Source organism: Pseudomonas sp. BTN1 (genome assembly GCF_001907715.1).
Taxonomy (GTDB): Bacteria; Pseudomonadota; Gammaproteobacteria; order Pseudomonadales; family Pseudomonadaceae; genus Aquipseudomonas; species Aquipseudomonas paracarnis.
Genome location: NZ_MPBM01000036.1, coordinates 18,290 through 43,392 on the forward strand (window position 1 = coordinate 18,290; position 25,103 = coordinate 43,392).

Genomic DNA, 25,103 nt, shown 5'->3' on the forward strand with positions numbered 1-25,103 from the left:
AGACCCATGAACCGCAACCTGCTTTTCAAATTGGGCGCGATTGCGCTGCTGATCCTGCTGTTGCTGATTCCATTGTTGATGATCAACGGCATCATCAGCGACCGTCAGCAACTGCGCGACGGCGTACTGATGGACATTGCCCGCAGCTCAAGCTTTGCCCAGCGCCTCACCGGGCCGGTGATGGTGGTGCCGTTTCGCAAGACGGTGCGCGAGTGGAAACTCAATGAGAAGCTCAACAAGCGCTACGAAGAAACCCGTGAAGAACGCGGCCGTCTGTATTTCCTGCCGGACCGTTTTGAGCTCGACGGCAAAGTGCAAACCGAACTGCGTGCGCGCGGCATTTACCAGGCGCGGCTGTTCCATGCCGACAACCGTATCAGCGGGCGTTTCGAGTTGCCGGCGCAGTTGGGGATCACCGAAGACTTTGCCGACTACCGCTTTGAACCAGCGTTTCTGGCGGTGGGGATCAGCGATATTCGTGGTATTGAAAACGCGTTGAAGCTGGAACTGGGCGATCAGCGCCTGGAGTTCTCGCCGGGTTCGCAAGTGGACTGGCTGGGTGAGGGCGTGCATGTGACGTTGCCTGCGCAAGACGGCAGGAAAGCGGCCGTGCTGGACTTCGCCTTCGACCTGCGCCTGCAAGGCACCGAACAACTGCAAGTGGTGCCCGTGGGCAAGACCAGCCAGGTATCACTGGCGTCCAACTGGCCGCACCCGAGTTTTATCGGCAACTTCCTGCCGGCTCAGCGTGAAGTTACCGACCAAGGCTTCAGCGCCAACTGGCAGACGTCCTTCTTCTCCACCAACCTGGAACAAGCCCTGCAGAACTGCCTGGACGGGCAAGGCTGTGAGGACTTCAGCAACCGCAGCTTTGGTGTGAACTTCATCGACCCGGTAGACCAGTACCTCAAGAGCGACCGGGCGATCAAATATGCGTTGTTGTTTATCGCGCTGACCTTCGCTGGTTTCTTTCTGTTCGAAGTGCTCAAGAGTCTGGCGGTGCACCCGATCCAGTACGCCCTGGTGGGCGTCGCGCTGGCGTTCTTCTACCTGCTGCTGTTGTCGTTGTCCGAGCATCTGGGCTTTGCCCTGGCCTATCTGATATCCGCCAGCGCCTGTGTGGTGTTGATCGGCTTCTACGTATGCCATGTGCTGCGCAGCGTCGCCCACGGCCTGGGGTTTTCGGCAGGGTTGGCGGCGTTGTATGGCTTGCTGTACGGCTTGCTCAGTGCCGAGGATTACGCACTGTTGATGGGCTCGCTGCTGCTGTTTGGCCTGTTGGGCACAGTGATGGTGCTGACACGCAAGCTGGATTGGTACGGGGTGGGTAAACGCAAGGCGGAGCAAGGGCAATGATCGGACTGCGCGAAGATCAGTTGATGAAAGCGAGGATGGTCAACTTCCTCAATCACACCGCCTTTCACTGTAGGAGCGAGCTTGCTCGCGAAGAACGCAAGGACCCCGCGTTTAACCAGATGACCTGCGTTATCGTTGACGATTTTCGCGAGCAAGCTCGCTCCTACAGGGGGCTGGTCAAACCGGGGGTTGGGTCTGCTGCATCGAAGCCCGCTGGCTGACTTCGGCGTACCAGGCGGCGAGCTTGGGAGTGTCCGAGCGCCACTGAATATCCGGGTGGCGAAAGTCGATATAGCCCAGGGCACAGGCCACGCTGATGGCGGCGACGTCGAAGTGGCTGGCCAGTTCGGCAATGGCGTCCCGCTCCAGCTCGGCGAGGGCGCGGCGGATCTTGTTGCGCTGTTCATCCAGCCAGGGAGCCCAGTGTTTTTCTGGCGGGCGCATGGCGCTCTCGTAACGTACCAGCACGGCGGCATCCATGATGCCGTCAGCCATCGAGGCCAGGGTCAGGCGCCGCCAGCGGGCCGAGCCGTCGCGGGGGATCAGCGGGTTGCCGACATGCTGGTGGTCGAGGTAATCGAGAATCACCCGGCTGTCGTGCAATACCGAGCCGTCGGCCAGGCGCAGGGCCGGGATCTTGCCCACGGGGTTGCCTTGCAGCACTTCGGCATCCGGGTTGACCGGAGTGGGCAGGCACGCGTGCAGGGCCACACGATCCTGCTGGCCGGTCTCGATCAGCAGCACGCGCACTTTACGCACGAAGGGCGAAGCGGGGTTGTGGAACAAGGTCATGCTGGGGGCGGACATGGGCATTCCTCGAGGTGAAGTGTGGCTAGCCTAGAGGGTTGTGCGGTGCCTGGCGAGGGGCCGCGTTGTTTTTGCGGGCCTCATCGCAGGCAAGCCAGCTCCCACATTGGACTGTGTTCACAGGTCAAAATGTGGGAGCTGGCCTGCCTGCGATAGCGACCTCAGGCGCGCCGCTTAACCAACCCCCATACCCCCATCATTGCCGGTATCCCGAGCCCGATCCAACTCAACGAATCCCACCACCCATCGCCCAGCAACGCCGCAAACAACCCGGCGGCACTGAGCAGGCCGATCCCCAGCGGGATGGCAAAGACCTTCCAGACATTCGACTGCCGCGGCTTCATACCTTGGCCGCCTTGCGCCGTACGATCCATAAGTAAATGCCGCTCACCAGCACGATGATGGTCAGCACATCCAGCACCGCCCACAGGACCTTCATTGGCATGCCGCCGTAATCACCGAAATGCAGGGGTTGGGACATGCCCATGGCATCCATGTACCACGGCCGTTCGGCGATGGCGGTGACGGCCAGGGTGCTGGCGTCGATCAGGACCGGGGTCAGCAAATGGGAGGTCAGGTGGGTGCTGCCCTTCATGAACACGGCGTAGTGATGTTCGCTGGAAAAACGCGTGCCGGGGAAGGCGATAAAGTCTGGCTCCATACCCGGAGCGGCCTTGGCGGCAATGCTCAACAACTCGGTGGCGGGCGCGCGTTGGGTCAGCGGCGGGGCGTTCTTGTAAGGTTCGATCATGGCGCTGAGGCTGTCCTGGCGCCAGGCGGCGATGATCAGGTCGGCGCAGGCGCTGATCACGCCGGTTACCCCCACCACCAACGCCCAGGTCAAAGTGACCACGCCGATCAGGTTGTGCAGGTCGAGCCAGCGCAGGCGAGTGGACTTGTCCTGGCGCACCGTGGCGAACTTCAAGCGACGCATGAACGGCAGGTACAACACCGTGCCCGAGATAATCGCCAGCACAAACAGAAGGCCCATGAACGCCAGCAACAACTTGCCCGGCAACCCGGCAAACATATCCACATGCAGGCGCAGCAGGAACAGGGTCAGCCCGCCATTGGCTGCGGGGGTTTCCACTGCTTGGCCAGTGCGGGCGTCGAGCATGAAGGTGTGCGACGAATTCGGCTCGGTACCGGCTGTGGCGGCCATGATCGCGATCACACCGTTCTTGTCGTCTTCGTCCCAGGCAAGGTACTGCATGGCGTCGCCGGGGCGATGGGCCTGGGCTTTAGCCACAAGCTGCTCAAGGTTGAGCCGGGGCGTATCGGCAGGCATCTGCGCCAGTTCGGGTTCATTGCCCAGCAGGTGGTCGATCTCGTGGTGAAACACCAACGGCAGGCCGGTGAGGGCGAGCAGCAGCAGGAATACGGTGCAGATCAGGCTGGTCCAGGTGTGGATGAAGGACCAGCGGCGGATGGTTTTGCTTTTCATTGTCTAGCCTTCAGATGCACCAAAGCCGCCCTGTTGGGCGGCCTGGTGGTTAGCTCAGCTGATTACCACTGGTAGGTGGCGCTGGCGACTACGCTGCGTTGGTCGCCGAAGTAGCAATAGGAGCCATCGCAGGTGGAAATGTAGTCTTTGTTGAACAGGTTGGTCGCGTTCACTTTCACCGACGCGCCCTTGAGGCTGTTGTCCAGGCGACCGAGGTCGTAATGCACCGCGCCGTCGAACACGGTGTAGGCGTCGGCCTTGCCGGCCCAGGTATTGGCTTGGTCGCCATAGGTATTGCCGGTGTAGCGTGCGCCGAAGCCGATACCGAAACCGTCGAGGGCGCCGGTGTGCCAGGTGTAGTCGGTCCACAACGACGCTTGCTGGTTAGGCATCAGTTGCAGGCGATTGCCTTTGTACTGACCTTTTTGCACTTCGGACTTGGCCAGGGTGTAGGCCGCGATGACCTTGACGTTTTCGGTCACATCAGACACGGCTTCCAGCTCCAGTCCCTTGACCTTTACTTCTCCGGTCTGGTCGGTCATGGAGGCGCCACCGGACTGGAAGCTGGTGACTTGCACGTTCTTCTGGGTCAGGTCGTAGACCGCCGCACTCAGCAGGGTGTTGGAGCCGGGTGGCTGGTATTTGATCCCCAACTCCCACTGCTTGCCTTCCGTCGGCTTGAACGACTGGAGGGGGTCGACGCTGGCGTTGCTCGCGGGCTGGAACGACTCGGCGTACGAGAGGTAGGGGACAAAGCCCGAGTCGAACACATAGCTCAGCGCCGCGTTGCCACTGAAATTCTTGCTGCGGTCGGTATTGGTCGCGTCGTTCTTGTTGAAGTAGGTGGTGCCCTGGTGCACCCAGTCTTCACGACCACCAAGAGTCAGGCGCCAGTTGTCCAGGGCCATCTGGTCCTGCACGTAAAGGCCGGTCTGCACGGTTTTCTGGTTGTAATCGTAGAACGCGGTAGAGCGCGCCGGGCGCACGATCGGCTGGCCATAGACCGGGTTAAAGATGTTCGTGGTGCCACCGTCGCCGAAAATCGCCAGGTACGAGGTGTCGGTGCGTTGATGATCCAGGCCCAGCAGCACGGTGTGGGAGATGTCGCCAGTGGCGAAGTCAGCCTGGAAGTTGTTGTCCACCGCGAACTGGCTGATGTCCTCGTCCACATTGGTCGAAGAGCGGCTGATGTCGCCATTGGCATCGGCGGGGGAGAAGGCAAACGAGCCTACCGTCAGTTGCTGGAACGCCAATTCGGATTTGGTGTAGCGCAAGTTCTGCTTGAATTGCCAGGTATCGTTGAAGCGGTGCTCGAACGCGTAGCCCAAGGCGTAGTAGGTGCGGTCGTAGAAGTCGTAGTCCGGGTCGCCGAGGTTCTTGTGGTGGGAAACCTCGCCTAGCGGTGATTTGATTTTGGTGCCCTGGATCGGCAGGAACTGGCTGGTGGTGCCGGTATCGTCACGGGTGAACTGTGACAGCAAGGTCAGCTTGGTATCGGTGTCGATATTCCAGGTCAAGCTCGGTGCGATGTTGTACCGCTTGTTGTCGATGTGATCGACCTGGGTACCGGCATCGCGTACCACGCCGCCAACGCTGTAGAGAAACTGGCCCTCATCATCGATCTTGCCAGTGCTTTCGAAATTGATCTGGCGGTAGTTGTCACTGCCGTATTGCATCTGGATGGCGTGGCTCGATTCAGCGCTGGGGCGGCGGCTGACCATATCCAGCAGGCCGCCCGGAGGGGTCTGGCCATAGACTGACGAGGCCGGACCGCGCAGCAGGGCGAGGCGGTCGAGGTTCCAGGTTTCGGCTTTTGGGTTGGCGTACACGCCACGGGGCAGTGGCAGGCCATCGAGGAATTGCGTCGGCTCGAAGCCGCGTACGCGCATCCAGTCGTAACGGGTGTCGCTGCCGTAGCTGGCAGACACAATACCGGGCATGTATTTGACCGCATCGTCGAGGTTCTGCACGTTACGGTCCTGCATTTGCTCGCGGGTGGCTACCGAGATCGAGCGTGGTGCCTCGACCAGCGCAGTATCGGTTTTGGTGCCGGCGGCGGTGCGCTTTGCAACATATCCCTCCACCGGCCCCCAAGCGCTTTCATAGCTGCCTTGGCCGGTGATGTTGGTGGTCGGCAAGGCAACGACGCCCTCCGGGACCGGCATCAGGGTGTAAGTGCCCGCACTGCTCTGCTCCAACTGCAACCCCGTCCCCCGCAAGGCTTCCCGCAACGCGCCCTGCGCATCGAACTGGCCTTTGACCGGTGCCGAGGTCTTGCCGGCGGCGAGTGCGGGGTTGAGGGTCAGCGCCAGGCCGGCCTGGCTGGCGATCTGGTTCAGGGTGGTGGCCAGGGGCGCAGCGGGCAGGTTATAGGCGCGCACGCTGGAGGCTTGTTCGGCGGCGATCAGCGGGGTGCTGGCGAGCGGGGCGCTGAGGGCGATCGCCATGGCTAACAGGCTGGGGCGCAACAAGGTGTCTAGCGTGCGGGACATAAGGGCGGCTCCTGAATGGAAATATTTCTCAATTGCCTAGGTGCCGAGCGAGAATCGAAAAGTGATAGGGATGAGTGAAAATATTTTTTGCGGTGTGCTGTGATCGTTCCCAAGCTCCGCGTGGGAACGCCTCGTGTGACGCTCTGCGTCACGGCCTGGGACGCAGAGCGTCCGGGCTGCATTACCACGCGGAGCGTGGGAACGATCAAGCCTAAGGCTTACCCTTGACGGTCACCCACCACGTCGTGTGCTGCTCGATCTGCACCGGCAAAGTCGGCAACAGCGCATTCAATGCCAACGTGGTGTCATGCAGCGGGAAACTGCCGGTGATGCGCAGGTCGGCCACGTTGTTATCCACCCCCAGGTAGCCGGTGCGATAGCGCGCCAATTCCTCGATCACATCCCCCAGCCGAGCGTTGTCCACTACCAGCATGCCGCGCGTCCAGGCATCGGTGGCCGGGGTGACGGCCAGCAACGGGCCAAGGCCGTCGCTGCGCATCAGCACCTGCTGGCCCGCCTTGAACACCTGTTCGTGGTGCAACGCCTCGGGCTGGGCGGCCACGGCTGACTGCAACACACTCAGGCGCGTAGCGTCGTCTTCGCGCTTGACGATAAACCGAGTACCCAGCGCCCGCAGGCTGCCGTCGCGGGTTTGCACGTAGAAAGGGCGTGAATCGTCGTGGCCGGTTTCGACGAGAATCTCGCCTGCCTGCAACACGATCAAGCGGCGTGTTTCGTCGAAGCGCACATCAATGGCGCTGTGGGTGTTGAGGTTGATCCGCGTGCCGTCCGCCAGCTTCAGCGTGCGCTGTTCACCGGTGGCCGTGCGCTGGTCGGCCAGCCAATAGTGAATAGGCACGTAACGCTCACCGGCAAACAGCGCCAGGCCGCACACCAGCACGATACTGGCCAGGCCCCGGCCCAGTTTGCGCACGCGCTGGCGAATGCCGTGGCGCGACTGCAGCAGCGCCGCCCGAGCCGGGCCCGAGGCCACGCTGAAACGCTGGTCGAGCATGCCCAACTGGCGCCAGGCGCGGGCGTGTTCCTCATCACTGGCCAGCCACTTGCTGAACTCTTCCTGTTCCACCGCGCTGCCGTCGCCCGAGTCGAGGGACAGTTGCCAGGCAATCGCGGCATCCAGCACGCGCGACGACACCGGTTTGGAGCCGATCGCGGTCACGACGGCTCGCCATACAGTGCGATGTAGCACTGGCGAATGCCCTGGGCCAGGTATTGGCGCACGCGGGGCACCGACACGCCCAGGCGCTGGGCGATTTCGGCATGGCCCAGGCCGTCGAGGCGGTTATAGAGGAACGCGGCGCGGGCCTTGCTCGACAGTTTGCCGAGCAGGCGGTCGATGGCCTTGAGGTCTTCGAGGATCAGTTGCTGGGCTTCCGGCGAAGGCTGTTCGCTTTCCGGGATCAGCATCAATTCGGTGAGGTAGGCCTGTTCCAGGGCCGCACGTCGGAAATAGTCGAACAGCAAACCCTTGGCGATGGCCACCAGGAACGCCCGCGGTTCGCGGGGCTCGCGCAACTCGTCACGGCCCAGCAGGCGCATGAAGGTGTCCTGGCTCAGGTCTTCGGCGCGGCTTGGGCACCCCACGTTGCGTCGCAGCCAAGCCAACAGCCAGCCACGGTGGTCGCGATATAACGCACCAACAAGCTCACTGCGTGGGGTCTGGACCGACGACAAGGCATCACCGAATAAACAAGAGGTTTAAACTAACGAGAATTATTCGCGATTGTGTCAGAGGCGTAGGGTGGGCGCAATTGGCGTCTGTCGGGTGATCGTTCCCACGCTCGGCGTAGGAATGCATCCCGCGATGCTCCGCGTCGGGCGCGAAGCGTTAAAGGGAAGGGGACTGTTTGCGTCGTTTCCATTGGGCCAAACGCTCATTCAGCGCCTGGGGCGTATCGATCTGTTGCTGCCGCGCCCGGCTGAGCAGGATCAACATCAGCTCCGCCGTCGCCAGTGCATCGGCGCTGGCATGGTGGCGTTCGCCAGCCTGTAGCCTGAAGTGGTTGAGCCAATCATCCAGCCCGGCCTCGCGGATATGCGCCTCAGGGCACAACAGCGGAGCCAGGTCTGCCACATCCAGGAATGGATGGGCCAGGCGATACCCCAGGCTGTCCTTGAGCGCCCGGCACAGCATGTGTTGATCAAACGGCGCATGAAAAGCCAGCAGAGGGCTGTCGCCCACGAACGCCATGAAATCCAGCAACGCCTCGGCCGGGTCGCTGCCGGCGGCAATTGCACTGGGCCCCAGCCCGTGGATCAGCACACTGGGGCTGAGCTTGGTGTCGGTGCGCTGCAGGGTACGTTCGAACAGTTGGGAGAAATCCACCGCACCGTCTTCGATGACCACGGCGCCGATGGACAGCACCTGGTCGCGGTGAAGGTTCAGGCCGCTGGTTTCCAGGTCCACCACTACCCAGCGCTGGCTGCGCAATGGGCCGTTGCCCAGTTCGGCGGGCTTGGGTAACTGCTCCAGGCGCTGCTGTTGCGCGGGGTTGAGCCCGGGCTTTTTCGCGCGCAGCCAGCCAAACAAACTCATAGCTGATACCGCAAGCTCAGGCTGCTTTGCAGGCGTTGGGCCTGGCGCAGGGACTCACGCAGGATGCGCCGGTCCAGGTGGTTGAGGCTGTCGGGGTCGACGCGGTTGGAATAGGGCAGGTTCTCGCGGGTCTGCAATTGGTGCTGCTGCATGCGGGTCTGCTGGATAAAGTGGTAGGCCTCTTCATAGGCGGCGCCATCCAGGGGTTCGATCACGGCCTTGTCCACCAACTGGCGCAGGCGTTCCAGGGTGTTGTTGGCGTGGATGCCATTGGCCAGGGCCAACAGGCGCGCGCCGTCTACAAAAGGCGTAAGGCCCTGCACCTTGAGGTCGAGGGTGGCTTTTTCGCCATTTTTGCGGGTCAGCACGAACTCGCGGAAACGCCCTACCGGCGGGCGTCGTAGTAGCGCGTTTTCGGCCAGCATGCGTTGGAACAAGCGGTTATCCGCCACCTGATCGAGAATGCCCTGGCGCAGTTGCTCGCAACCGCGCTCTTCGCCCCACACCACGCGCAAGTCAAAATAGATGCTTGAGCCCAGCAGGTTTTCCGGCGTCGCCTCACGAATGAACGCGCCGAAGCGCCGCGCCCACTCCACGCGGGACAAGCACAGCTCGGGGTTGCCGGCCATGATATTGCCCTTGCACAGGCTGAAGCCGCACAGCGCCAGGCTTTGGTTGATGTGCTGCGCCAGCGGTAGCAAGCGCTCACGCCTTTCGGCGGCTTCGACGGCGTCCTTGGCCTCGAACAGGATGCCGTTGTCCTGGTCGGTGTACAGCGTTTGTTCGCGGCGGCCTTCGCTGCCAAAACACAGCCAACTGAAGGGCACGCCGGGGTCGCCTTTTTCCGCGAGGGTCAGCTCGATCACCCGGCACACGGTGTGGTCGTTGAGCAGCGTAATGATGTGGGTGATCTGGGTGGATGAGGCGCCATGGGCGAGCATGCGCTCCACCAACTGGCCGATTTCACCGCGAATCGCCACCAGGTTTTCCACCCGGGGCGCGTTGCGGATGGTGCGGGCCAGGTGCACCAGGTCCACACGCTGCAAGGAAAACAAGTCACGCTCGGAGACCACGCCACACAGGCGCTGGTCTTGCACCAGGCACACATGGGCGATATGCCGTTCGGTCATGGCGATGGCCGCGTCGAACGCGCTGTGCTCCGGGCTCAAGTAAAACGGCGCCTGGGTCATGTGCCCGGCAATGCTCTGGCTGAAGTCGCTGGTGCCATCGGCGACCACCTGGCGCAGATCGCGCAGGGTGAAGATGCCCAGGGGCGCCTTGTGTTCGTTGACGATCACAATGCTGCCGACTTGCTGTTCGTGCATCAAGGTCACCGCTTCGCGCAACGGTGTGTGCGGGCTGCAGGTGACCGGGTGGCGCATGGCCAATTCACCCAGGCGGGTATTCAAGGAATATTGGGTGCCGAGGGTTTCCACGGCTTTTTGCTGTACCTGCTGGTTGACCTGGTCGAGCAGGCTGCTGACCCCGCGCAAGGCGAAATCACGAAACGGGCTGGACAGCGCGAACAGCTTGATAAAGGCCGGTTTGTTCAATTGCAGGCAAAAGGTGTCTTCAGCGGCTTTGTGTTCTGTACGGGTCGCGCGTTCACCCAGCAAGGCGGCGAGGGGGAAGCATTCGCCGGTGGCGATTTCAAAGGTGGTGTCTGCCGAGTCTGGCCGTTCACCCACGACCCGCCCCTGCTTGACGATATAAAAGTGCTCGACCGGGCCGCCCGACGGTTTGAGGATGCTGTCGCCGGGGCCGTAGAAACGCAGTTGGCACTGTTCCACCAGGAAGGCCAGGTGCGCCTGTTCCATCTGGTTGAACGGCGGGAAGCGTTGCAGGAATTGCAGGGTGCCGTGGATGTTCTGCAACACAGCGGTTTTACCCGCCTGTGCGAATGCATCAGCTTTACTCATAACAGTGACCGCAGTGTTTTTGTCGTTATCGTGCTGCATGGTCGACTCCTGCGCAGTGGGTGCCCATTGGACGTAAGTCTAGGTCGAGGAATACCGCGCAAAACTAGGGAAAAACCTTACATGACAATCGTCCAAAACCCGTAGAAAGCCCACTAGGCAAACTTTCCGACGAAGTGCACATTGTTCGCCCTTCCGCAGATGTCTGACGAGTGTGCTGGGAGATTGATGAGAACTGCTGAGAAACGTATGTCCGACCACGATATTTTGAGTGATGCCGAGCGCGAGGCGCTGAGCGCCGTGATGCTGGAGCCCGATTTACCCCCCCAACGCGTTTTGATCGTGGACGACGACAAGGACGCGCGTGAATTGCTGGCGGAAATCCTTGGGCTCGATGGTATTCGCTGCATGACTGCCGAAAGTGGCGAGGCTGCGTGGGATTTGTTGAAGACGAGCAGTTCCATCGGTTTGCTGATCACCGACCTGCGCATGGCGCCCAGCAATGGCCTGGAATTGATCCGCCAGGTGCGTGAGTCCACCCGTGCGGCGTTGCCGATCATCATCATGTCTGGAGACGCGGAAGCGCCGGATGTGATTGATGCGATGCATTTGAGCGTGGTGGATTTCTTGCTCAAGCCGATTGATAGCGTGAAGTTGGCGAAGTTGGTAAAGCGGGAGTTGGGGATGGTGCCCTGAGTGTGGGGTGACTGGCCTGGCCTCTTCGCGGGCAAGCCCGGCTCCCACATTTGAAATGCATCCCCCTGTGGGAGCTGGCTTGCCTGCGATTCAGGCAACGCGGTCTAACTGACACACCTGATAAAAAAGCCCCGATCTTTCGATCAGGGCTTTTTTCCATTACAGGCCGTTCTTGGCCTTGAACTCCCGACGCCTGCGATGCAACACCGGCTCGGTATAGCCATTGGGCTGCTTGGTCCCTTCAATCACCAACTCCACCGCTGCCTGGAACGCGATGTTGCTGTCGAAGTCCGGAGCCAGTGGGCGGTACAACGCATCCCCGGCATTCTGGCGGTCCACCACCGGCGCCATGCGCTTGAGGCTGTCCATCACTTGAGCTTCGTTGACGATGCCGTGGCGCAGCCAGTTGGCGATGTGCTGGCTGGAAATGCGCAGGGTGGCGCGGTCTTCCATCAGGCCGACATCGTTGATGTCCGGCACCTTGGAGCAGCCCACACCCTGGTCGATCCAACGCACCACATAGCCGAGGATGCCCTGGGCGTTGTTGTCCAGTTCGTTGCGGATCTCTTCTTCGGACCAATCGGTGTTGCTGGCCAGAGGAATGGTGAGGATATCGTCCACCGAAGCGCGCTCGCGCTTGGCCAGTTCGGCCTGGCGGGCAAACACATCAACCTTGTGGTAGTGCAACGCATGCAGGGCCGCAGCGGTCGGCGACGGTACCCAGGCGGTGTTGGCACCGGCCAACGGGTGGGCGATTTTCTGCTCAAGCATCAAAGCCATCAGGTCGGGCATGGCCCACATGCCTTTACCGATTTGTGCACGCCCTTGCAGGCCGGTGCTCAGGCCGATATCGACGTTCCAGTTCTCATAGGCGCCGATCCATTTTTCCGCCTTCATGGCCGCCTTGCGCACCATCGCGCCGGCTTCCATGGAGGTGTGGATTTCATCACCGGTACGGTCGAGGAAACCGGTGTTGATAAACACCACGCGCTCGCTGGCCGCCTTGATGCAGGCCTTGAGGTTGACCGTGGTGCGGCGCTCCTCGTCCATGATCCCGACCTTGAGGGTGTTGCGCGCCAGGTTCAGCACCTCTTCGATGCGACCGAACAGTTCGTTGGTGAACGCGGCTTCTTCCGGGCCGTGCATCTTCGGTTTCACGATGTACACAGAACCGGTACGGCTGTTCTTGCGGGTGTTGTTGCCGTTGAGGCTGTGGATCGCCGCCAGGCTGGTGATCAGGCCGTCGAGGATGCCTTCGGGTACTTCGTTGCCGTCTTTATCGAGGATCGCGTCGATGGTCATCAAGTGGCCAACGTTGCGCACGAACAACAGCGAACGGCCGTGCAGGGTCACGTCGCTGCCATCCACGCCGGTGTAGACGCGGTCAGGGTTCATGGTGCGGGTGAAGGTCTGGCCGCCCTTGGCCACTTCTTCGGCCAGGTCGCCCTTCATCAGGCCGAGCCAGTTGCGGTAGATCACCACTTTGTCATCGGCGTCGACGGCGGCCACAGAGTCTTCGCAGTCCATGATGGTGGTCAGCGCGGCTTCCATCAGCACGTCTTTGACGCCTGCGGCGTCGGTTTGGCCGACTGGCGTGCTGGCGTCGATCTGGATTTCGAAGTGCAGGCCATTGTGCTTGAGCAGGATCGCAATCGGCTCGGCCGCAGGGCCCTGGAAACCGATCAACTGGGCATCGTCACGCAGGCCGCTGTTGCTGCCGCCTTTGAGGCTGACGATCAGCTTGCCATCGACGATTTTGTAGCCGGTGGAATCGACATGGCTGCCGGCGCTGAGCGGTGCGGCCTCGTCGAGGAAAGCGCGGGCGAAGGCAATGACCTTGTCGCCACGCACTTTGTTATAGCCCTTGCCCTTCTCGGCGCCGTTGGCTTCGCTGATGGCGTCGGTGCCATAGAGCGCGTCGTACAGCGAGCCCCAGCGCGCATTCGAGGCATTGAGGGCGAAGCGGGCGTTCATCACCGGCACGACCAGCTGTGGGCCGGCCATGCGTGCGATCTCATCATCGACGTTTTGGGTCGAGGCCTCAAAGTCTGCGGCTTCTGGCAACAGGTAGCCGATGTCTTGCAGGAAGGCTTTGTAGGCCACCGGGTCATGGGCCTGGCCGGCGTGGGTCTGGTGCCAGGTATCGATCCGCGCCTGGAAGTCGTCGCGTTTGGCGAGTAGGGCTTTGTTCTTCGGGGCCAGGTCATGGATGACCTTGTCGGCACCGGCCCAGAACTGGTCGGCAGTGATGCCGGTACCGGGAATGGCTTCGTTGTTCACGAAGTCGAACAGGACTTTGGCGACCTGCAGGCCACCGACTTGAACGTGTTCAGTCATTGCTTGCCTCACTCTGCGGAGCTTATGCGCTTTATCAGATTTTCATTATGTAGTGCACGGTTGGGCATACTACATGATGACTTGCGGTTGTGAAAATTAGACTAAATACGTCGTTTAGCGACCCACTTTGGTCGTACGGTCACAGCGGAGAACCAGATGTTCTCAAAAAACTATTGGATTGTTCCAGATAAATATAAAAATGGTACACGATTTGTCTGGGGGAGCTGGCTTGCCTGCGATGGACGTTGACGATCACGCGTCCCTTCTGGTTAAACGCGGCATGTCTATAATCGAGGATCAACCAACCGAGGGACTGCGCCATGGACCATCTTGTACTCACTATTATCGCCGCCGACAAACCCGGCCTGGTTGAACGCATCGCGCAGAACATTGCCAGTCATGGTGGTAACTGGCTGGAAAGCCGCATGGCGCACATGGCCGGGCAGTTTGCCGGGATCCTGCGGGTGAGCGTGCCGAGCGAGCAGCGCCAGGCATTGGTGGGGGCATTGGAGGATTTATCCACCCATGGCATTCGCGTGTTGGTGGGTGAGGGCAGCAGCGGCCAGGCATCGGCGTCCAAGCCGATCCTGATGACCCTGGTGGGCAATGACCGCTCGGGCATCGTGCGTGAGATCACCGCGCTGCTGAGCCAGCAGGGCGTCAACCTGGAACGCCTGAGCACCGATGTGCGCCCGGCGCCCATGAGCGGTGATCCGCTGTTCAACGCCGAGGCGTTGTTGCAAGTGCCGGCCACGCTATCGCTGGAAACCCTGCAAGAGGCTTTGGAAACCTTGGCCGATGACTTGATGGTGGAGTTGCGTCAGGAGGAATAACGATCCACAAGGTTATGCAGGGAAATCTTGCATGGGCCTGTGGATAACCTGTAGAGACCCGACGCCAGGCCACGTCCGCCGGCCTTCTGCGCAAGTTGAGCAAAAAACGAGCAGTTTCAAGGGCTTGTGCACAAATGGCGGGGATCAGGTTGTGGATAACCTTGGGGTCGAACGCTACAAGCCACGAAAGCCGTGGCTTGCAGAGGTTTGTACGTTATTTGATCAGCGTTTACGCACGGTCAGCCAGGCATCCAGGCTGTACACCACCAACCCGGCCCAGATAAAGGCGAAGGCGATCAGCGTGCTCGGCGCCAGGTGTTCACCGAACAACAGCACGGCTTCGAGCAACACCAGCGTCGGCGCCACATACTGCAAAAAGCCCAGGGCGGTGTAGGGCAAATGCCGTGCAGCGGCGTTGAAGCACACCAGGGGAATCAGCGTCACCGGGCCTGCGGCCACCAGCCACCAGGCCTCTGAGGTGCTCCAGAATGCCAGTTGCGCGCTGTGGGCGGTCGGGTTGAACAACAACCAGGCGACGGCAATGGGTACCAGCATCCACGTTTCCACCACCAGCCCTGGCAGCGCCTTGACCGGCGCCTGCTTGCGGATCAAACCGTAGAAGCCGAACGTCAGCGCCAGCGCCAGCGACACCCACGGCAGGCTACCGACTTGCCACACCTGCTGCGCCACACCTATCGCTGCCAACCCCACCGCTACCCATTGCAAACGGCGCAAGCGCTCGCCGAGGATCAGCATGCCCAGCAGCACATTCACCAGCGGGTTGATGTAGTAACCCAGGCTCGCTTCAAGCATGCGCCCGGTGTTCACCGACCACACATAGGTCAGCCAGTTAGCGGCGATCAACGAACCGCTGAGGGCCAGGATCGCCAGGCGCTTGGGGTTGTCGCGCAGTTCGCGAAACCAGCCGGGATGTTTCCACACCATCAGCAACAGCCCACCGAACAGGGCCGACCACAACACGCGGTGCACGATGATCTCGGCGGCGGGCACGCTGGCGATGGCTTTGAAGTAGAGCGGGAACAGACCCCAGATGACATAGGCGCTCAGGCCCAGGATGTACCCCTTGCGGGGGTTGGCGGCTTGCATTGCAGAATCCTTGCTCAGGCAGCTAACAAAGCGCAATTGTAAGGATATTTGTCAGACAACGCTCGTTCCCACGCTCTGCGTGGTAACGCCGCCTTGGACGCTCTGCGTCTGCTTTTAAATCGTGACGCGGAGCGTCACAGGATGCGCGCCCACGCGGAGCGTGGGGGCGAGCATGGACAGCCAGCTCCCACAGGAGGCAGGGCCAGGTCAGAAGAGCTTCAGCGGTTCTTCATTGAGCGCCGACAGTTGCTCGCGCAACGCCAGCACCTGGTCACCCCAATACCGCTCGCTGCCAAACCACGGAAAGCTATGGGGAAACGCCGGGTCGTCCCAGCGTCGTGCGAGCCAGGCACTGTAGTGCATCAGGCGCAGGGCGCGCAGCGGCTCGATCAGCGCCAGTTCGCGCGGGTCGAAGTCGTGGAATTCCTGGTAGCCATCCATCAGCTCCGAGAGCTGGCCGAGGCATTCCTGGCGGTCGCCAGCCAGCATCATCCACAGGTCTTGCACCGCTGGGCCCATGCGGCAGTCATCCAGGTCGACGATATGGAACATCTCGTCGCGGCACATCATGTTGCCGGGGTGGCAGTCACCGTGCATACGGATGTTCTTGTGCGGCGTGGCCTTGTAAACCTCTTCCACACGCTTGAGCAAGTCGCGGGCCACGGACTCGTAGGCCGGCAACAGGCTTTTGGGAATGAAGTTGCCTTCAAGCAAGGTGGTGAGGGAGTCGTGACCGAAATTCTTCACCCCCAGGGCTTCGCGGTGTTCGAACGGGCGGGTGGAGCCTACCGCGTGCAAACGCCCCAGCAGTTGCCCGAGCCGGTAAAGCTGATCGAGGTTGCCTGGCTCTGGCGCGCGGCCGCCACGGCGGGGAAACAGGGTGAAGCGGAAACCTGCATGTTCGAACAGGCTCTCGCCGTTGTGGACCAAGGGGGCGACCACCGGTACATCGCACTCGGCCAGTTCGAAGGTGAAGCGGTGTTCTTCCAGGATCGCCTCGTTGGTCCAGCGCTGGGGGCGATAGAACTTGGCGATCAGCGGTTCGGCGTCTTCGATGCCCACTTGGTACACGCGGTTTTCGTAGCTGTTGAGCGCCAGAACCCGCGCGTCGCTGAGGAAACCGATGCTTTCGACGGCGTCGAGCACCAGGTCTGGGGTGAGTGTTTCAAACGGGTGGGCCATGCGAACTCCTGCGCGCAGCAGGGCGCCGCGTCCGGCCGGGTATGGTAACAGCATAGATAGCCGGTGGCTGTGCGGACGCCTTCGCAGGCAAGCCAGCTCCCACACTGGCATGTATTTACACATCGAAATGTGGGTGCTGGCTTGCCTGCGATAGCGGTCTATCAGGCGCCTACGATCCCGCCATCATCCCGCCGAATCGCCATCACCGAAGACCGGGGTTTGCCATTGGGCAGGTGTTCCGGCCAGGTCGAACCACCGGTTTCCCCTGGGTGCTGAATGCCCACGAACAAGGTTTTCTGGTCCGGCGAAAAGCTGATCCCCGTCACTTCACACGCCACCGGCCCCACCATGAAGCGACGGATTTCACCCGTGCTCGGGTCGGCGCACAGCATCTGGTTATTGCCCATGCCCGCAAAGTCGCCGGCGTTGCTGTAGTCGCCATCGGTCAGGATCCACAGGCGCCCGGCTTTGTCGAAGCCCAGGCCGTCGGGGCTGTTGAACATGTTTTGCGGGTTGATGTTGGACGAGCCGCCCTTGGGGTTACCGGCATGCACGCCGGGGTTGCCGGCCACCACGAACAGGTCCCAGGTGAAGTCCGTGGCACCGTGGTTATCGGCGTCGGCTTTCCAGCGCAGGATCTGGCCGTAGACGTTTTTCTCCCGTGGGTTGGGGCCGCCCGCCGGCTGGCCCTCTTCGCCGCGCTTGGCGTTGTTGGTCAGGGTGCAATAGACCTGGCCATCGGTAGGGCTGACCACGATCCATTCCGGGCGGTCCATGCGTGTGGCTTTCACCACGCTGGCGGCCAGGCGCGCATGAATCAGCACCTCGGCCTGGTTAGCGAAACCGCTGCTGGCGTCAATGCCGTTTTTGCCATGGGTGAGTTCGACCCACTGGCCTTTGCCCTTGGGGTGGTCGGCGTTGCCGTCGCCCGCGTCGAAGATCGCCACGTACAAGGTGCCGTGGTCGAGCAGGTCTTTGTTGGCCTTCGGGTTGTTGTGGTTGATCTGATCGCGGCTGATGAACTTGTAGATGAATTCACCGCGTTCATCGTCGCCCATGTACACCACGGCGCGGCCGTCACGGGTTTCGGCGAGGGCCGCATTCTCGTGCTTGAAGCGGCCCAAGGCCGTGCGTTTTACCGGGGTGGATTGCGGATCGAACGGGTCGATTTCCACCACCCAACCATGGCGATTGAGTTCGTTGGGGTTCTTGGCCATATCAAAGCGCGGGTCGTGCTGATGCCAGTTGATGTCCTTGCTGGCGGCCACCACGCCGTAGCGCTTCTGCCCTGCGTCGAAGGTTTGCTGCGGGTTGCTGCTGCCGAAGCAGTCGGTGAAGTTTTCTTCGCAGGTCAGGTAGGTGCCCCACGGCGTCTTGCCGTTGGCGCAGTTCTGGAACGTGCCGAGGACTTTTTTGCCGCTCTTGTCGGCGGTGGTTTTCAGCCAGTCATGGCCGGCGGCAGGGCCACTCAAACGGATCGGCGAATTGCCGTGGATGCGCCGGTTGTAGCGTGAATCCTGGACGAATTGCCAGGTGTCGCCCTTGCGGCGTACTTCGATCACCGACACGCCTTCGCTGGCCAGGGCCTTGCGCACGTCTTCGGCCGATTGTGGCGCGCCGCCGTGGGCGTAGAGGTAGCGATAGTTGGTGTATTCGTTGTTGATCGCCATCAGCGCGCGGTTGTCGTCACCGGGGAATGGAAACAGGCTCATGCCGTCGTTGTTGTCGCCGAACTGTTGTTCCTGAGCCTTGGCGGTGCCATGGCCGGACGGGTCGAAAGCCGGGGCGTTCTTGTACAGGGGCTGGCCCCAACTGATCAACACCGAAGCACTGTAGCCCGGTGGCAGGGTGATGGTGTCGCTGGTGGCGGCGGCGATGCTGGTGAACCCCAGCAACGGGCTGGCGGTAGCGGCATTCACGGCCAGGGCGCTGCGGCTCAGCAGGTTGCCGCCGAGGAACATCGCGGCGCCGCACAGGGCGCCTGCGCCGATAAAGCGACGGCGGGTCAGGCCCACCATCTGTTCAAGGTCGGTGGCTTGGTTTTCTTCTAATAGGCTCATCACAGGCTCCTTAAGGTTTTTGCAGACACCTTAAGCAGCGCTTGTGACCGAATTGTTGCAGCTTGAAGACGCGCGCCCGTTACACCGGGGTGCCAAGCAATACATGGCTGGGTGCAAACTGCACGCGGATCGGCTGGCCCTGCGCTGCATCAATGGCCTTGAGCGCGACGGGCGGCGCCAGCGCGCACAACACTTGGCCGTTGGGCAGGGCAATACGGACCTCGCTGGGGCCGTCTTCGGCGGCGAGAATGGTCTCGATCCTGCCTTCCAGGCAATTGTGTCCAAGTGTTTCAGCTTGCCCTTCCGCCAGTAATTCAAGCCACCCGGCCTTGATCAGGGCCACTACTTCCACACCGGTCTGCAGTTCCAGGCGCAGGGTGCTGTCGTGGGTGATCTGTGCGTCGAGGTGCAGGCCGCCGGCCAATTGCAGGCGGATCATGTCGTTGTGGCCATGGCTCTCTATGGTGCTGACCTGGCCGTGCAATTGGTTGCGCGCACTGGTGCGCAGCATCAAGCGGCCCAGCAGGTTGAAGTCGCTGGCCGCTTCGTCCGAGCCAAGGATCTCGGCCTGAAGCAGTTGCAGGCGCTGATAAAGGCGCAGGACCCGTTCCCCTTCCTGCGTCAGTTTGGCGCCGCCACCGCCCTTGCCACCGACGCTGCGTTGCACCAGCGGTTTTTGCGCCAGATTGTTCAGCTCATCAATGGCGTCCCAGGCGGCCTTGTAACTCAACCCGGCACTCTTGGCCGCACGGGTGATGGAGCCCTGCTCGGCGATATGCCCCAGCAAGGCAATACGCTGGGGGCGGCGGATGATGTGTTGGCTGAGAGGGCTGGGCACAGACATGGCAGATACGCTTGGGTGAGATGCGCCGACGTTGCCGCGCTGGCGCAGGGGAGTCAAGTCAGCTGCCGGGTTTGGGCGTACGGGCCAGGCAATACACGTCCACCTGGCGTGCGCCGGCATTTATCAACAAGCGCGCAAGGCTGTGGGCGGTGGCGCCGGTGGTGAGGACGTCGTCTACCAGCGCCACATGTTGCCCGGCAACTCCGATGCCGGGGGCCAGTGCGAAGGCGTTGAGCAGGTTGCGTTTGCGGGTCTTGGCATCGAGGTCTTGCTGCGCCACGGTTTCATGGGGGCGTAAGAGCGCGTGTTCATTAAAGGGAATGTCGAGGGCGTGATTGAGCCAGCGGGCCAGCATCAACGCTTGATTAAAGCCGCGTTCGCGCAGGCGTTTGCGCGCCATGGGCACCGGTAGCAGGCAGTCGGGGCGCTCCAGTTCGGCGTTATCGAAGCGATGCTGCAAGTGCTGCCCCAGCAGGCGCGCCAACAGATGCCCCAGCGGCCAACGCGCCTGATGTTTGAAGCGGCTGATCAGGGTGTCCACTGGAAAGCTATAGGTCCATGGCGCGATCACTTGGTGAAAGGCCGGAGGCTGTTTTTGGCACTGGCCGCAGATCAACCCATCCATGGGCAAGGGCAGTGCGCAGCGCTCGCATTGTTCCATCAGCCATGGCAATTCTGTTTCGCAGACGTTGCACACGGCCTCGGCCGAGTCGGTGCACTCATCGCAAATCAAACAGGTCTGTATTCTTTTTAACCAGATGTAAACTTGGTGTTTGTGCTCAGGTTGACAGTGCATGAATCTTCCTTAAATATGCCGAGCATCCGTGTCGTGCCTGTGGATATTGCCCTTCCCACAGCGCTTGCCAAAGCATAATCAAGGAATCGCCCATGAGCGCCAGCACCTCTGCCACCCTGCGTCACGATTGGTCTTTAGCTGAAGTCAAAGCCCTGTTCGTGCAGCCCTTCAACGACCTGTTGTTCCAGGCGCAGACCGTGCACCGCGCGCATTTCGACGCCAACCGCGTGCAGGTCTCGACCCTGCTGTCGATCAAGACCGGCGCCTGCCCGGAAGATTGCAAATATTGTCCGCAGTCGGGCCACTACAACACTGGCCTGGAAAAAGAGAAATTGATGGAGGTGCAGAAGGTCCTCGAGGAGGCCGCTCGTGCCAAGGCCATCGGTTCGACGCGTTTCTGCATGGGTGCGGCATGGAAACATCCGTCGGCCAAAGACATGCCCTACGTGCTGGAAATGGTCAAAGGCGTGAAGGCCATGGGCCTGGAAACCTGCATGACCCTCGGACGCCTCGACCAGAACCAGACCGAAGCGCTGGCCCAGGCCGGCCTTGACTACTACAACCACAACCTCGACACCTCGCCGGAGTTCTACGGCTCGATCATCACCACCCGCACCTACAGCGAGCGCCTGCAAACCCTGGCCTATGTGCGTGATTCGGGGATGAAGATCTGCTCGGGCGGTATCCTCGGCATGGGCGAGTCCCTCGACGACCGTGCCAACTTGCTGATCCAACTGGCCAACCTGCCGGAGCATCCGGAGTCGGTGCCGATCAACATGCTGGTGAAGGTAGCGGGCACGCCGTTGGAAAACGCCGATGACATCGACCCCTTCGATTTCATCCGTATGCTGGCGGTGGCGCGCATCCTGATGCCGCAGTCCCACGTGCGCCTGTCGGCCGGCCGCGAAGCCATGAACGAGCAGATGCAGGCCCTGGCGTTTTTTGCCGGCGCCAACTCGATCTTCTACGGCGACAAACTGCTGACCACCGCTAACCCCCAGGCTGACAAGGACATGCAACTGTTCGCACGCCTGGGCATCCTGCCCGAAGCCCGTGAAGAGCATGCCGATGAAGTGCACCAGGCGGCGATCGAGCAGGCGTTGGTGGAGCAAAAGAGCAGCGAGCAGTTCTACAACGCTGTGGTGTAACCACCTTTGGAATGCATTCCAGCTCCTCCAGTGGATTGAGTTGAACCTGTTAAATCGAGGCCAGCATGTCTTTCGATCTCGCCGCGCGCCTCGCTGTTCGCCGTGCCGACCATCTTTACCGCCAGCGCCCCTTGCTGCAGAGCCCCCAAGGCCCGCATGTGGTGGTGGACGGGCAACCGTTGTTGGCCTTCTGCAATAACGATTACCTGGGCCTTGCCAATCACCCGCAAGTGATCGAAGCCTGGCGCGCCGGTGCGTCCCGCTGGGGCGTGGGCGGTGGGGCTTCGCATTTGGTGGTGGGCCACGCCACACCGCACCATGAGCTGGAAGAAGCTCTGGCTGACTTGACCGGTCGCCCGCGTGCCTTGCTGTTCACCACCGGCTACATGGCCAACCTTGGCGCGGTCACGGCGCTGGTGGGGCAGGGCGATACGGTATTGGAAGACCGGCTTAACCACGCGTCCTTGCTGGATGCTGGTTTGCTGTCCGGTGCGCGTTTCAACCGCTACCTGCATAACGACGCAGGCAGCCTGGCCAAGCGCCTGGAGAAAGCCACCGGCAATACCTTGGTGGTCACCGACGGTGTGTTCAGCATGGATGGCGACCTCGCCGACCTGCCCGCGCTGGCCCGTGAAACCCGGGCCAAAGGTGCCTGGCTGATGGTGGATGACGCCCATGGCTTCGGCCCGCTGGGCGCCAATGGCGGCGGTATCGTCGAGCATTTCGGCTTGAGCCAGGACGACGTGCCCGTGCTGGTTGGCACCTTGGGCAAAGCGTTCGGCACCGCCGGGGCCTTCGTGGCCGGCAGTGAGGACTTGATCGAGAGCCTGATCCAATTCGCCCGCCCGTATATCTACACCACCAGCCAACCACCGGCACTGGCCTGCGCCACCCTCAAAAGCCTGGAACTGCTGCGCAGCGAACATTGGCGACGCGAGCACCTCAACGCGTTGATCCGCCAGTTCCGTCATGGCGCCGAGCAGATCGGCCTGGGCTTGATGGACAGCTTTACGCCGATCCAACCGATCCTGATTGGCGACAGCGCCCGGGCACTGCGCCTGTCGCAGATGCTGCGCGAGCGTGGCTTGATGGTGACTGCCATTCGCCCACCGACCGTGCCCGCCGGCAGTGCCCGTCTACGGGTGACATTGACGGCGGCCCACAGCGAGGCGCAGGTGCAGCTATTGTTAGATGGGTTGCAAGCGTGTTTTCGCTTGTTAGACGCCTCGGAGCCCGGCCATGCGTAATCGACTGATATTGCTGCCGGGCTGGGGCCTGGGTGTGTCCCCGCTAGAACCGTTGGCCGCTGCGCTGCACGGCCTGAACGAGCATTTGCAGGTACAGATCGAACCCTTGCCGGCGCTGCAAGCCAGCGAACTCGGTGAGTGGCTCGATGAACTCGATGCGACGCTGCCGGACAATGCCTGGCTCGGGGGCTGGTCGCTGGGCGGCATGCTCGCGTCCGAGTTGGCGGCGCGCCGTGGCGAGCGGTGCTGCGGCTTGCTGACCCTGGCGAGCAACCCGTGTTTCGTCGCCCATGACGGCTGGCCCCATGGGATGCCTGCTGAAACCTTCGATGCATTTCTGGCCGGCTGCCACGCCGACTCCCAGGTCACGCTCAAGCGTTTTGGCCTGTTGTGCGCCAAGGGTGCCGAAGACCTGCGCGGCTTGTCGCGGTTGTTGGTCAGCGGTGCGCCGAATACCTCCCCCAGCGTCTTGATGCCCGGCCTGGAGCTGCTGGCCCAACTGGATACGCGGGCGGCCCTGCAGGCTTTTCGCGGGCCGCAGTTGCACCTGTTTGCCGGCCTGGACGGGTTGGTGCCTGCCGAAGCCGCCAGTGACCTGCTGGCCTTGCTCCCCGATGTAGAAATCGGCCTGATTGAACAGGCCGGTCACGCGTTTCTTCTGGAAGACCCTCACGGAGTAGCCGGGGCTATCCAGGCTTTTTTGCATGAGTGTGTCGATGACTGACCTATCCCACCCGCCCTTGCCTGGGGGCTTGCCGGACAAGCGCCAGGTCGCAGCCTCGTTCTCCCGTGCGGCGGCCAGTTACGACAGCGTGGCCGAGTTGCAGCGTGCGGTCGGGCATGAACTGCTCAGCCGCTTGCCGCACGGCCTGGTGCCCCAGCGTTGGCTGGACATGGGCTGTGGCACGGGTTACTTCAGCCGCGTATTGGGCAAGCGTTTGCCCGGCAGCCAAGGTGTGGCGTTGGACATTGCCGAGGGCATGCTCAACCACGCGCGTCCGCTGGGCGGCGCCGCGCACTTTATAGCCGGTGATGCAGAACGCTTGCCGCTTGCAGCTGACAGCGTTGAGCTGCTCTTCTCCAGCCTCGCGGTACAGTGGTGTGCCCATTTTGATGCGGTGCTCAGCGAAGCCCGGCGCGTGCTGCGACCAGGTGGCGTGCTGGCCTTTGCCAGCCTGTGCGTAGGCACCCTGGATGAGTTGCGCGAGAGTTGGCGGGCGGCGGATGGCCTGGTCCACGTCAATCGCTTCCGCACCTTCGAGGCTTATCAGCAACTGTGTGCGGCCAGTGGTTTGCGCGTGATCAGCCTGGAGCGAAAGCCCCATGTGTTGCATTACCCGGATGTGCGCAGCCTGACCCATGAACTCAAGGCACTGGGCGCCCATAACCTCAACCCAGGCCGCCCGGGAGGGTTGACGGGCCGTGCGCGGATTGTCGCGCTGGTAGAGGCCTACGAGCAGTTCCGCCAGGCCCAGGGCCTGCCCGCCACGTACCAGGTGGTGTATGCCGTACTGGAGAAACCGTTATGAGCGCCGCTTACTTCATCACCGGTACAGACACCGATGTTGGCAAGACCACCATCGCCGCCGGCCTGTTGCATGCGGCCAGGCTTTGCGGCAAAAGCACGGCCGCCGGAAAGCCGGTGGCGTCGGGCTGCCAACTGACGGCCCAGGGCCTGCGCAATGCCGATGCGTTGGCGTTGCTGGCCGAGTGTTCCGTGCCGCTCAGTTATGCCGAGGTCAACCCGGTGGCCTTCGAGCCAGCTATCGCGCCGCATCTGGCAGCGCGCGAGGCGGGCGTCGGGCTCACGGTGCAATCGCTGCTCAAGCCGATGCAGCAGATCCTGGCACGGGGCGCGGACTTCACCTTGATCGAAGGGGCAGGCGGTTGGCGCGTGCCCTTGGCCGACCAGGCCAACCTGTCGGACCTGGCCATGGCGCTCAAGCTGCCGGTGATCTTGGTGGTAGGCGTGCGCCTTGGGTGCATCAGCCACGCGTTGCTCACCGCCGAAGCCATCGCACGGGATGGCTTGCCGCTGGCGGGCTGGGTGGCAAATATCATCGACCCCAAGACCTCTCGTCTGGAAGAAAACCTCGCCACCCTGGCTGAGCGCCTGCCCGCGCCTTGCCTGGGGCGAGTGCCTAAACTCAAGCATGCCGGGGCTGCCGCGGTGGCCGAGTACTTGGAGCTGGACCTGCTTGACTGATTTTGGCTATCGCTAAGGCAATATGCCATTAGTGTTTTTGACGGGCCTTTTGCCAGGATGTCTGGTTCAATCGGG

22 protein-coding genes and 1 pseudogene are annotated in these 25,103 nt (G+C 61.9%); 8 read left to right on the forward strand and 15 right to left on the reverse strand.

Features of this window, described 5'->3' with window-relative positions; translation table 11 throughout:
• Positions 1 to 6 precede the first annotated feature (6 nt).
• Entirely contained in the window at positions 7 to 1,356 is a 1,350-nt protein-coding gene (gene creD, locus BMH52_RS18115) for a cell envelope integrity protein CreD (RefSeq protein ID WP_073844565.1), read from the forward strand.
• A 65-nt stretch (positions 1,357 to 1,421) separates the two neighbouring features.
• Here the strand turns inward: creD and BMH52_RS29635 are convergent.
• The 9 genes and pseudogenes from BMH52_RS29635 to BMH52_RS18155 all read right to left on the reverse strand — a co-directional run.
• Positions 1,422 to 1,511: pseudogene (locus BMH52_RS29635) on the reverse strand (outer membrane lipoprotein carrier protein LolA); the annotation flags it as partial.
• A 22-nt stretch (positions 1,512 to 1,533) separates the two neighbouring features.
• Entirely contained in the window at positions 1,534 to 2,163 is a 630-nt protein-coding gene (locus BMH52_RS18120) for a glutathione S-transferase (RefSeq protein ID WP_073844567.1), read from the reverse strand.
• Between the two features lie 161 nt (positions 2,164 to 2,324).
• Positions 2,325 to 2,507 (reverse strand): hypothetical protein, encoded by a 183-nt coding sequence (locus tag BMH52_RS18125; protein WP_014720221.1) that lies wholly within the window; start codon positions 2,505 to 2,507, stop codon positions 2,325 to 2,327.
• Positions 2,504 to 3,607, reverse strand: a complete 1,104-nt coding sequence (locus BMH52_RS18130) for a PepSY domain-containing protein (RefSeq protein WP_032902316.1) — start codon at positions 3,605 to 3,607, stop codon at positions 2,504 to 2,506. Before BMH52_RS18130 ends, BMH52_RS18125 begins: the two co-directional genes overlap by 4 nt.
• 62 nt (positions 3,608 to 3,669) lie before the next feature.
• Positions 3,670 to 6,099: a TonB-dependent siderophore receptor gene (locus tag BMH52_RS18135; RefSeq protein ID WP_073844569.1), complete on the reverse strand. Its 2,430-nt coding sequence runs from the start codon at positions 6,097 to 6,099 to the stop codon at positions 3,670 to 3,672.
• A gap of 211 nt (positions 6,100 to 6,310) precedes the next feature.
• The gene (locus tag BMH52_RS18140) at positions 6,311 to 7,279 is read right to left on the reverse strand and encodes a FecR domain-containing protein (RefSeq protein WP_019817420.1); all 969 of its coding nucleotides are present in this window, start codon (positions 7,277 to 7,279) and stop codon (positions 6,311 to 6,313) included.
• On the reverse strand, positions 7,276 to 7,794 hold the full coding sequence (locus BMH52_RS18145) for an RNA polymerase sigma factor (RefSeq protein WP_019817419.1): 519 nt from the start codon (positions 7,792 to 7,794) through the stop codon (positions 7,276 to 7,278). Before BMH52_RS18145 ends, BMH52_RS18140 begins: the two co-directional genes overlap by 4 nt.
• A 154-nt stretch (positions 7,795 to 7,948) precedes the next feature.
• The gene (locus BMH52_RS18150; protein ID WP_073844571.1) at positions 7,949 to 8,656 is read right to left on the reverse strand and encodes a PolC-type DNA polymerase III; all 708 of its coding nucleotides are present in this window, start codon (positions 8,654 to 8,656) and stop codon (positions 7,949 to 7,951) included.
• Positions 8,653 to 10,575, reverse strand: coding sequence for a putative nucleotidyltransferase substrate binding domain-containing protein (locus BMH52_RS18155; RefSeq protein WP_072435443.1), 1,923 nt, complete (start codon positions 10,573 to 10,575; stop codon positions 8,653 to 8,655). Before BMH52_RS18155 ends, BMH52_RS18150 begins: the two co-directional genes overlap by 4 nt.
• A 246-nt stretch (positions 10,576 to 10,821) precedes the next feature.
• Here BMH52_RS18155 and BMH52_RS18160 point away from each other — a divergent pair, with 246 nt between their 5' ends.
• Positions 10,822 to 11,268, forward strand: coding sequence for a response regulator (locus tag BMH52_RS18160; RefSeq protein WP_019817416.1), 447 nt, complete (start codon positions 10,822 to 10,824; stop codon positions 11,266 to 11,268).
• Between the two features lie 159 nt (positions 11,269 to 11,427).
• Here BMH52_RS18160 and BMH52_RS18165 read toward each other — a convergent pair whose 3' ends face one another.
• Positions 11,428 to 13,605 carry a malate synthase G gene (locus BMH52_RS18165; protein ID WP_019817415.1) on the reverse strand — a complete coding sequence of 726 codons (2,178 nt, stop codon included), beginning with the start codon at positions 13,603 to 13,605 and terminating at the stop codon, positions 11,428 to 11,430.
• A 320-nt stretch (positions 13,606 to 13,925) separates the two neighbouring features.
• Here BMH52_RS18165 and BMH52_RS18170 point away from each other — a divergent pair, with 320 nt between their 5' ends.
• Positions 13,926 to 14,438 carry a glycine cleavage system protein R gene (locus tag BMH52_RS18170; protein ID WP_003194815.1) on the forward strand — a complete coding sequence of 171 codons (513 nt, stop codon included), beginning with the start codon at positions 13,926 to 13,928 and terminating at the stop codon, positions 14,436 to 14,438.
• A gap of 222 nt (positions 14,439 to 14,660) precedes the next feature.
• Here the strand turns inward: BMH52_RS18170 and rarD are convergent, their stop codons facing one another.
• From rarD to BMH52_RS18195, 5 genes are all read right to left on the reverse strand, one after another.
• Positions 14,661 to 15,545 (reverse strand): EamA family transporter RarD, encoded by an 885-nt coding sequence (gene rarD / locus BMH52_RS18175; RefSeq protein WP_020302157.1) that lies wholly within the window; start codon positions 15,543 to 15,545, stop codon positions 14,661 to 14,663.
• A gap of 207 nt (positions 15,546 to 15,752) precedes the next feature.
• Positions 15,753 to 16,727, reverse strand: a complete 975-nt coding sequence (locus BMH52_RS18180) for a serine/threonine protein kinase (RefSeq protein ID WP_003194811.1) — start codon at positions 16,725 to 16,727, stop codon at positions 15,753 to 15,755.
• Between the two features lie 161 nt (positions 16,728 to 16,888).
• On the reverse strand, positions 16,889 to 18,787 hold the full coding sequence (locus BMH52_RS18185; RefSeq protein ID WP_073844573.1) for a PhoX family phosphatase: 1,899 nt from the start codon (positions 18,785 to 18,787) through the stop codon (positions 16,889 to 16,891).
• A gap of 79 nt (positions 18,788 to 18,866) precedes the next feature.
• Positions 18,867 to 19,631, reverse strand: a complete 765-nt coding sequence (locus tag BMH52_RS18190) for a TOBE domain-containing protein (RefSeq protein WP_073844575.1) — start codon at positions 19,629 to 19,631, stop codon at positions 18,867 to 18,869.
• 58 nt (positions 19,632 to 19,689) lie between these two features.
• Complete coding sequence (locus BMH52_RS18195; protein ID WP_073844577.1) at positions 19,690 to 20,427, reverse strand: ComF family protein; 738 nt, start codon at positions 20,425 to 20,427, stop codon at positions 19,690 to 19,692.
• A 92-nt stretch (positions 20,428 to 20,519) separates the two neighbouring features.
• Between BMH52_RS18195 and bioB the strand changes: the two genes are divergently transcribed.
• The 5 genes from bioB to bioD all read left to right on the forward strand — a co-directional run bounded on the left by bioB (position 20,520) and on the right by bioD (position 25,028).
• On the forward strand, positions 20,520 to 21,575 hold the full coding sequence (gene bioB / locus BMH52_RS18200) for a biotin synthase BioB (RefSeq protein ID WP_073844579.1): 1,056 nt from the start codon (positions 20,520 to 20,522) through the stop codon (positions 21,573 to 21,575).
• A gap of 65 nt (positions 21,576 to 21,640) precedes the next feature.
• Positions 21,641 to 22,822, forward strand: coding sequence for an 8-amino-7-oxononanoate synthase (gene bioF, locus BMH52_RS18205; RefSeq protein ID WP_014720208.1), 1,182 nt, complete (start codon positions 21,641 to 21,643; stop codon positions 22,820 to 22,822).
• On the forward strand, positions 22,815 to 23,546 hold the full coding sequence (locus BMH52_RS18210; protein WP_073844581.1) for an alpha/beta fold hydrolase: 732 nt from the start codon (positions 22,815 to 22,817) through the stop codon (positions 23,544 to 23,546). The genes bioF and BMH52_RS18210 overlap by 8 nt, the downstream gene beginning before the upstream one ends.
• Positions 23,539 to 24,351, forward strand: coding sequence for a malonyl-ACP O-methyltransferase BioC (gene bioC, locus BMH52_RS18215; RefSeq protein ID WP_020302161.1), 813 nt, complete (start codon positions 23,539 to 23,541; stop codon positions 24,349 to 24,351). The genes BMH52_RS18210 and bioC overlap by 8 nt, the downstream gene beginning before the upstream one ends.
• Positions 24,348 to 25,028: a dethiobiotin synthase gene (gene bioD / locus BMH52_RS18220; RefSeq protein WP_014720205.1), complete on the forward strand. Its 681-nt coding sequence runs from the start codon at positions 24,348 to 24,350 to the stop codon at positions 25,026 to 25,028. Before bioC ends, bioD begins: the two co-directional genes overlap by 4 nt.
• Positions 25,029 to 25,103 lie beyond the last annotated feature (75 nt).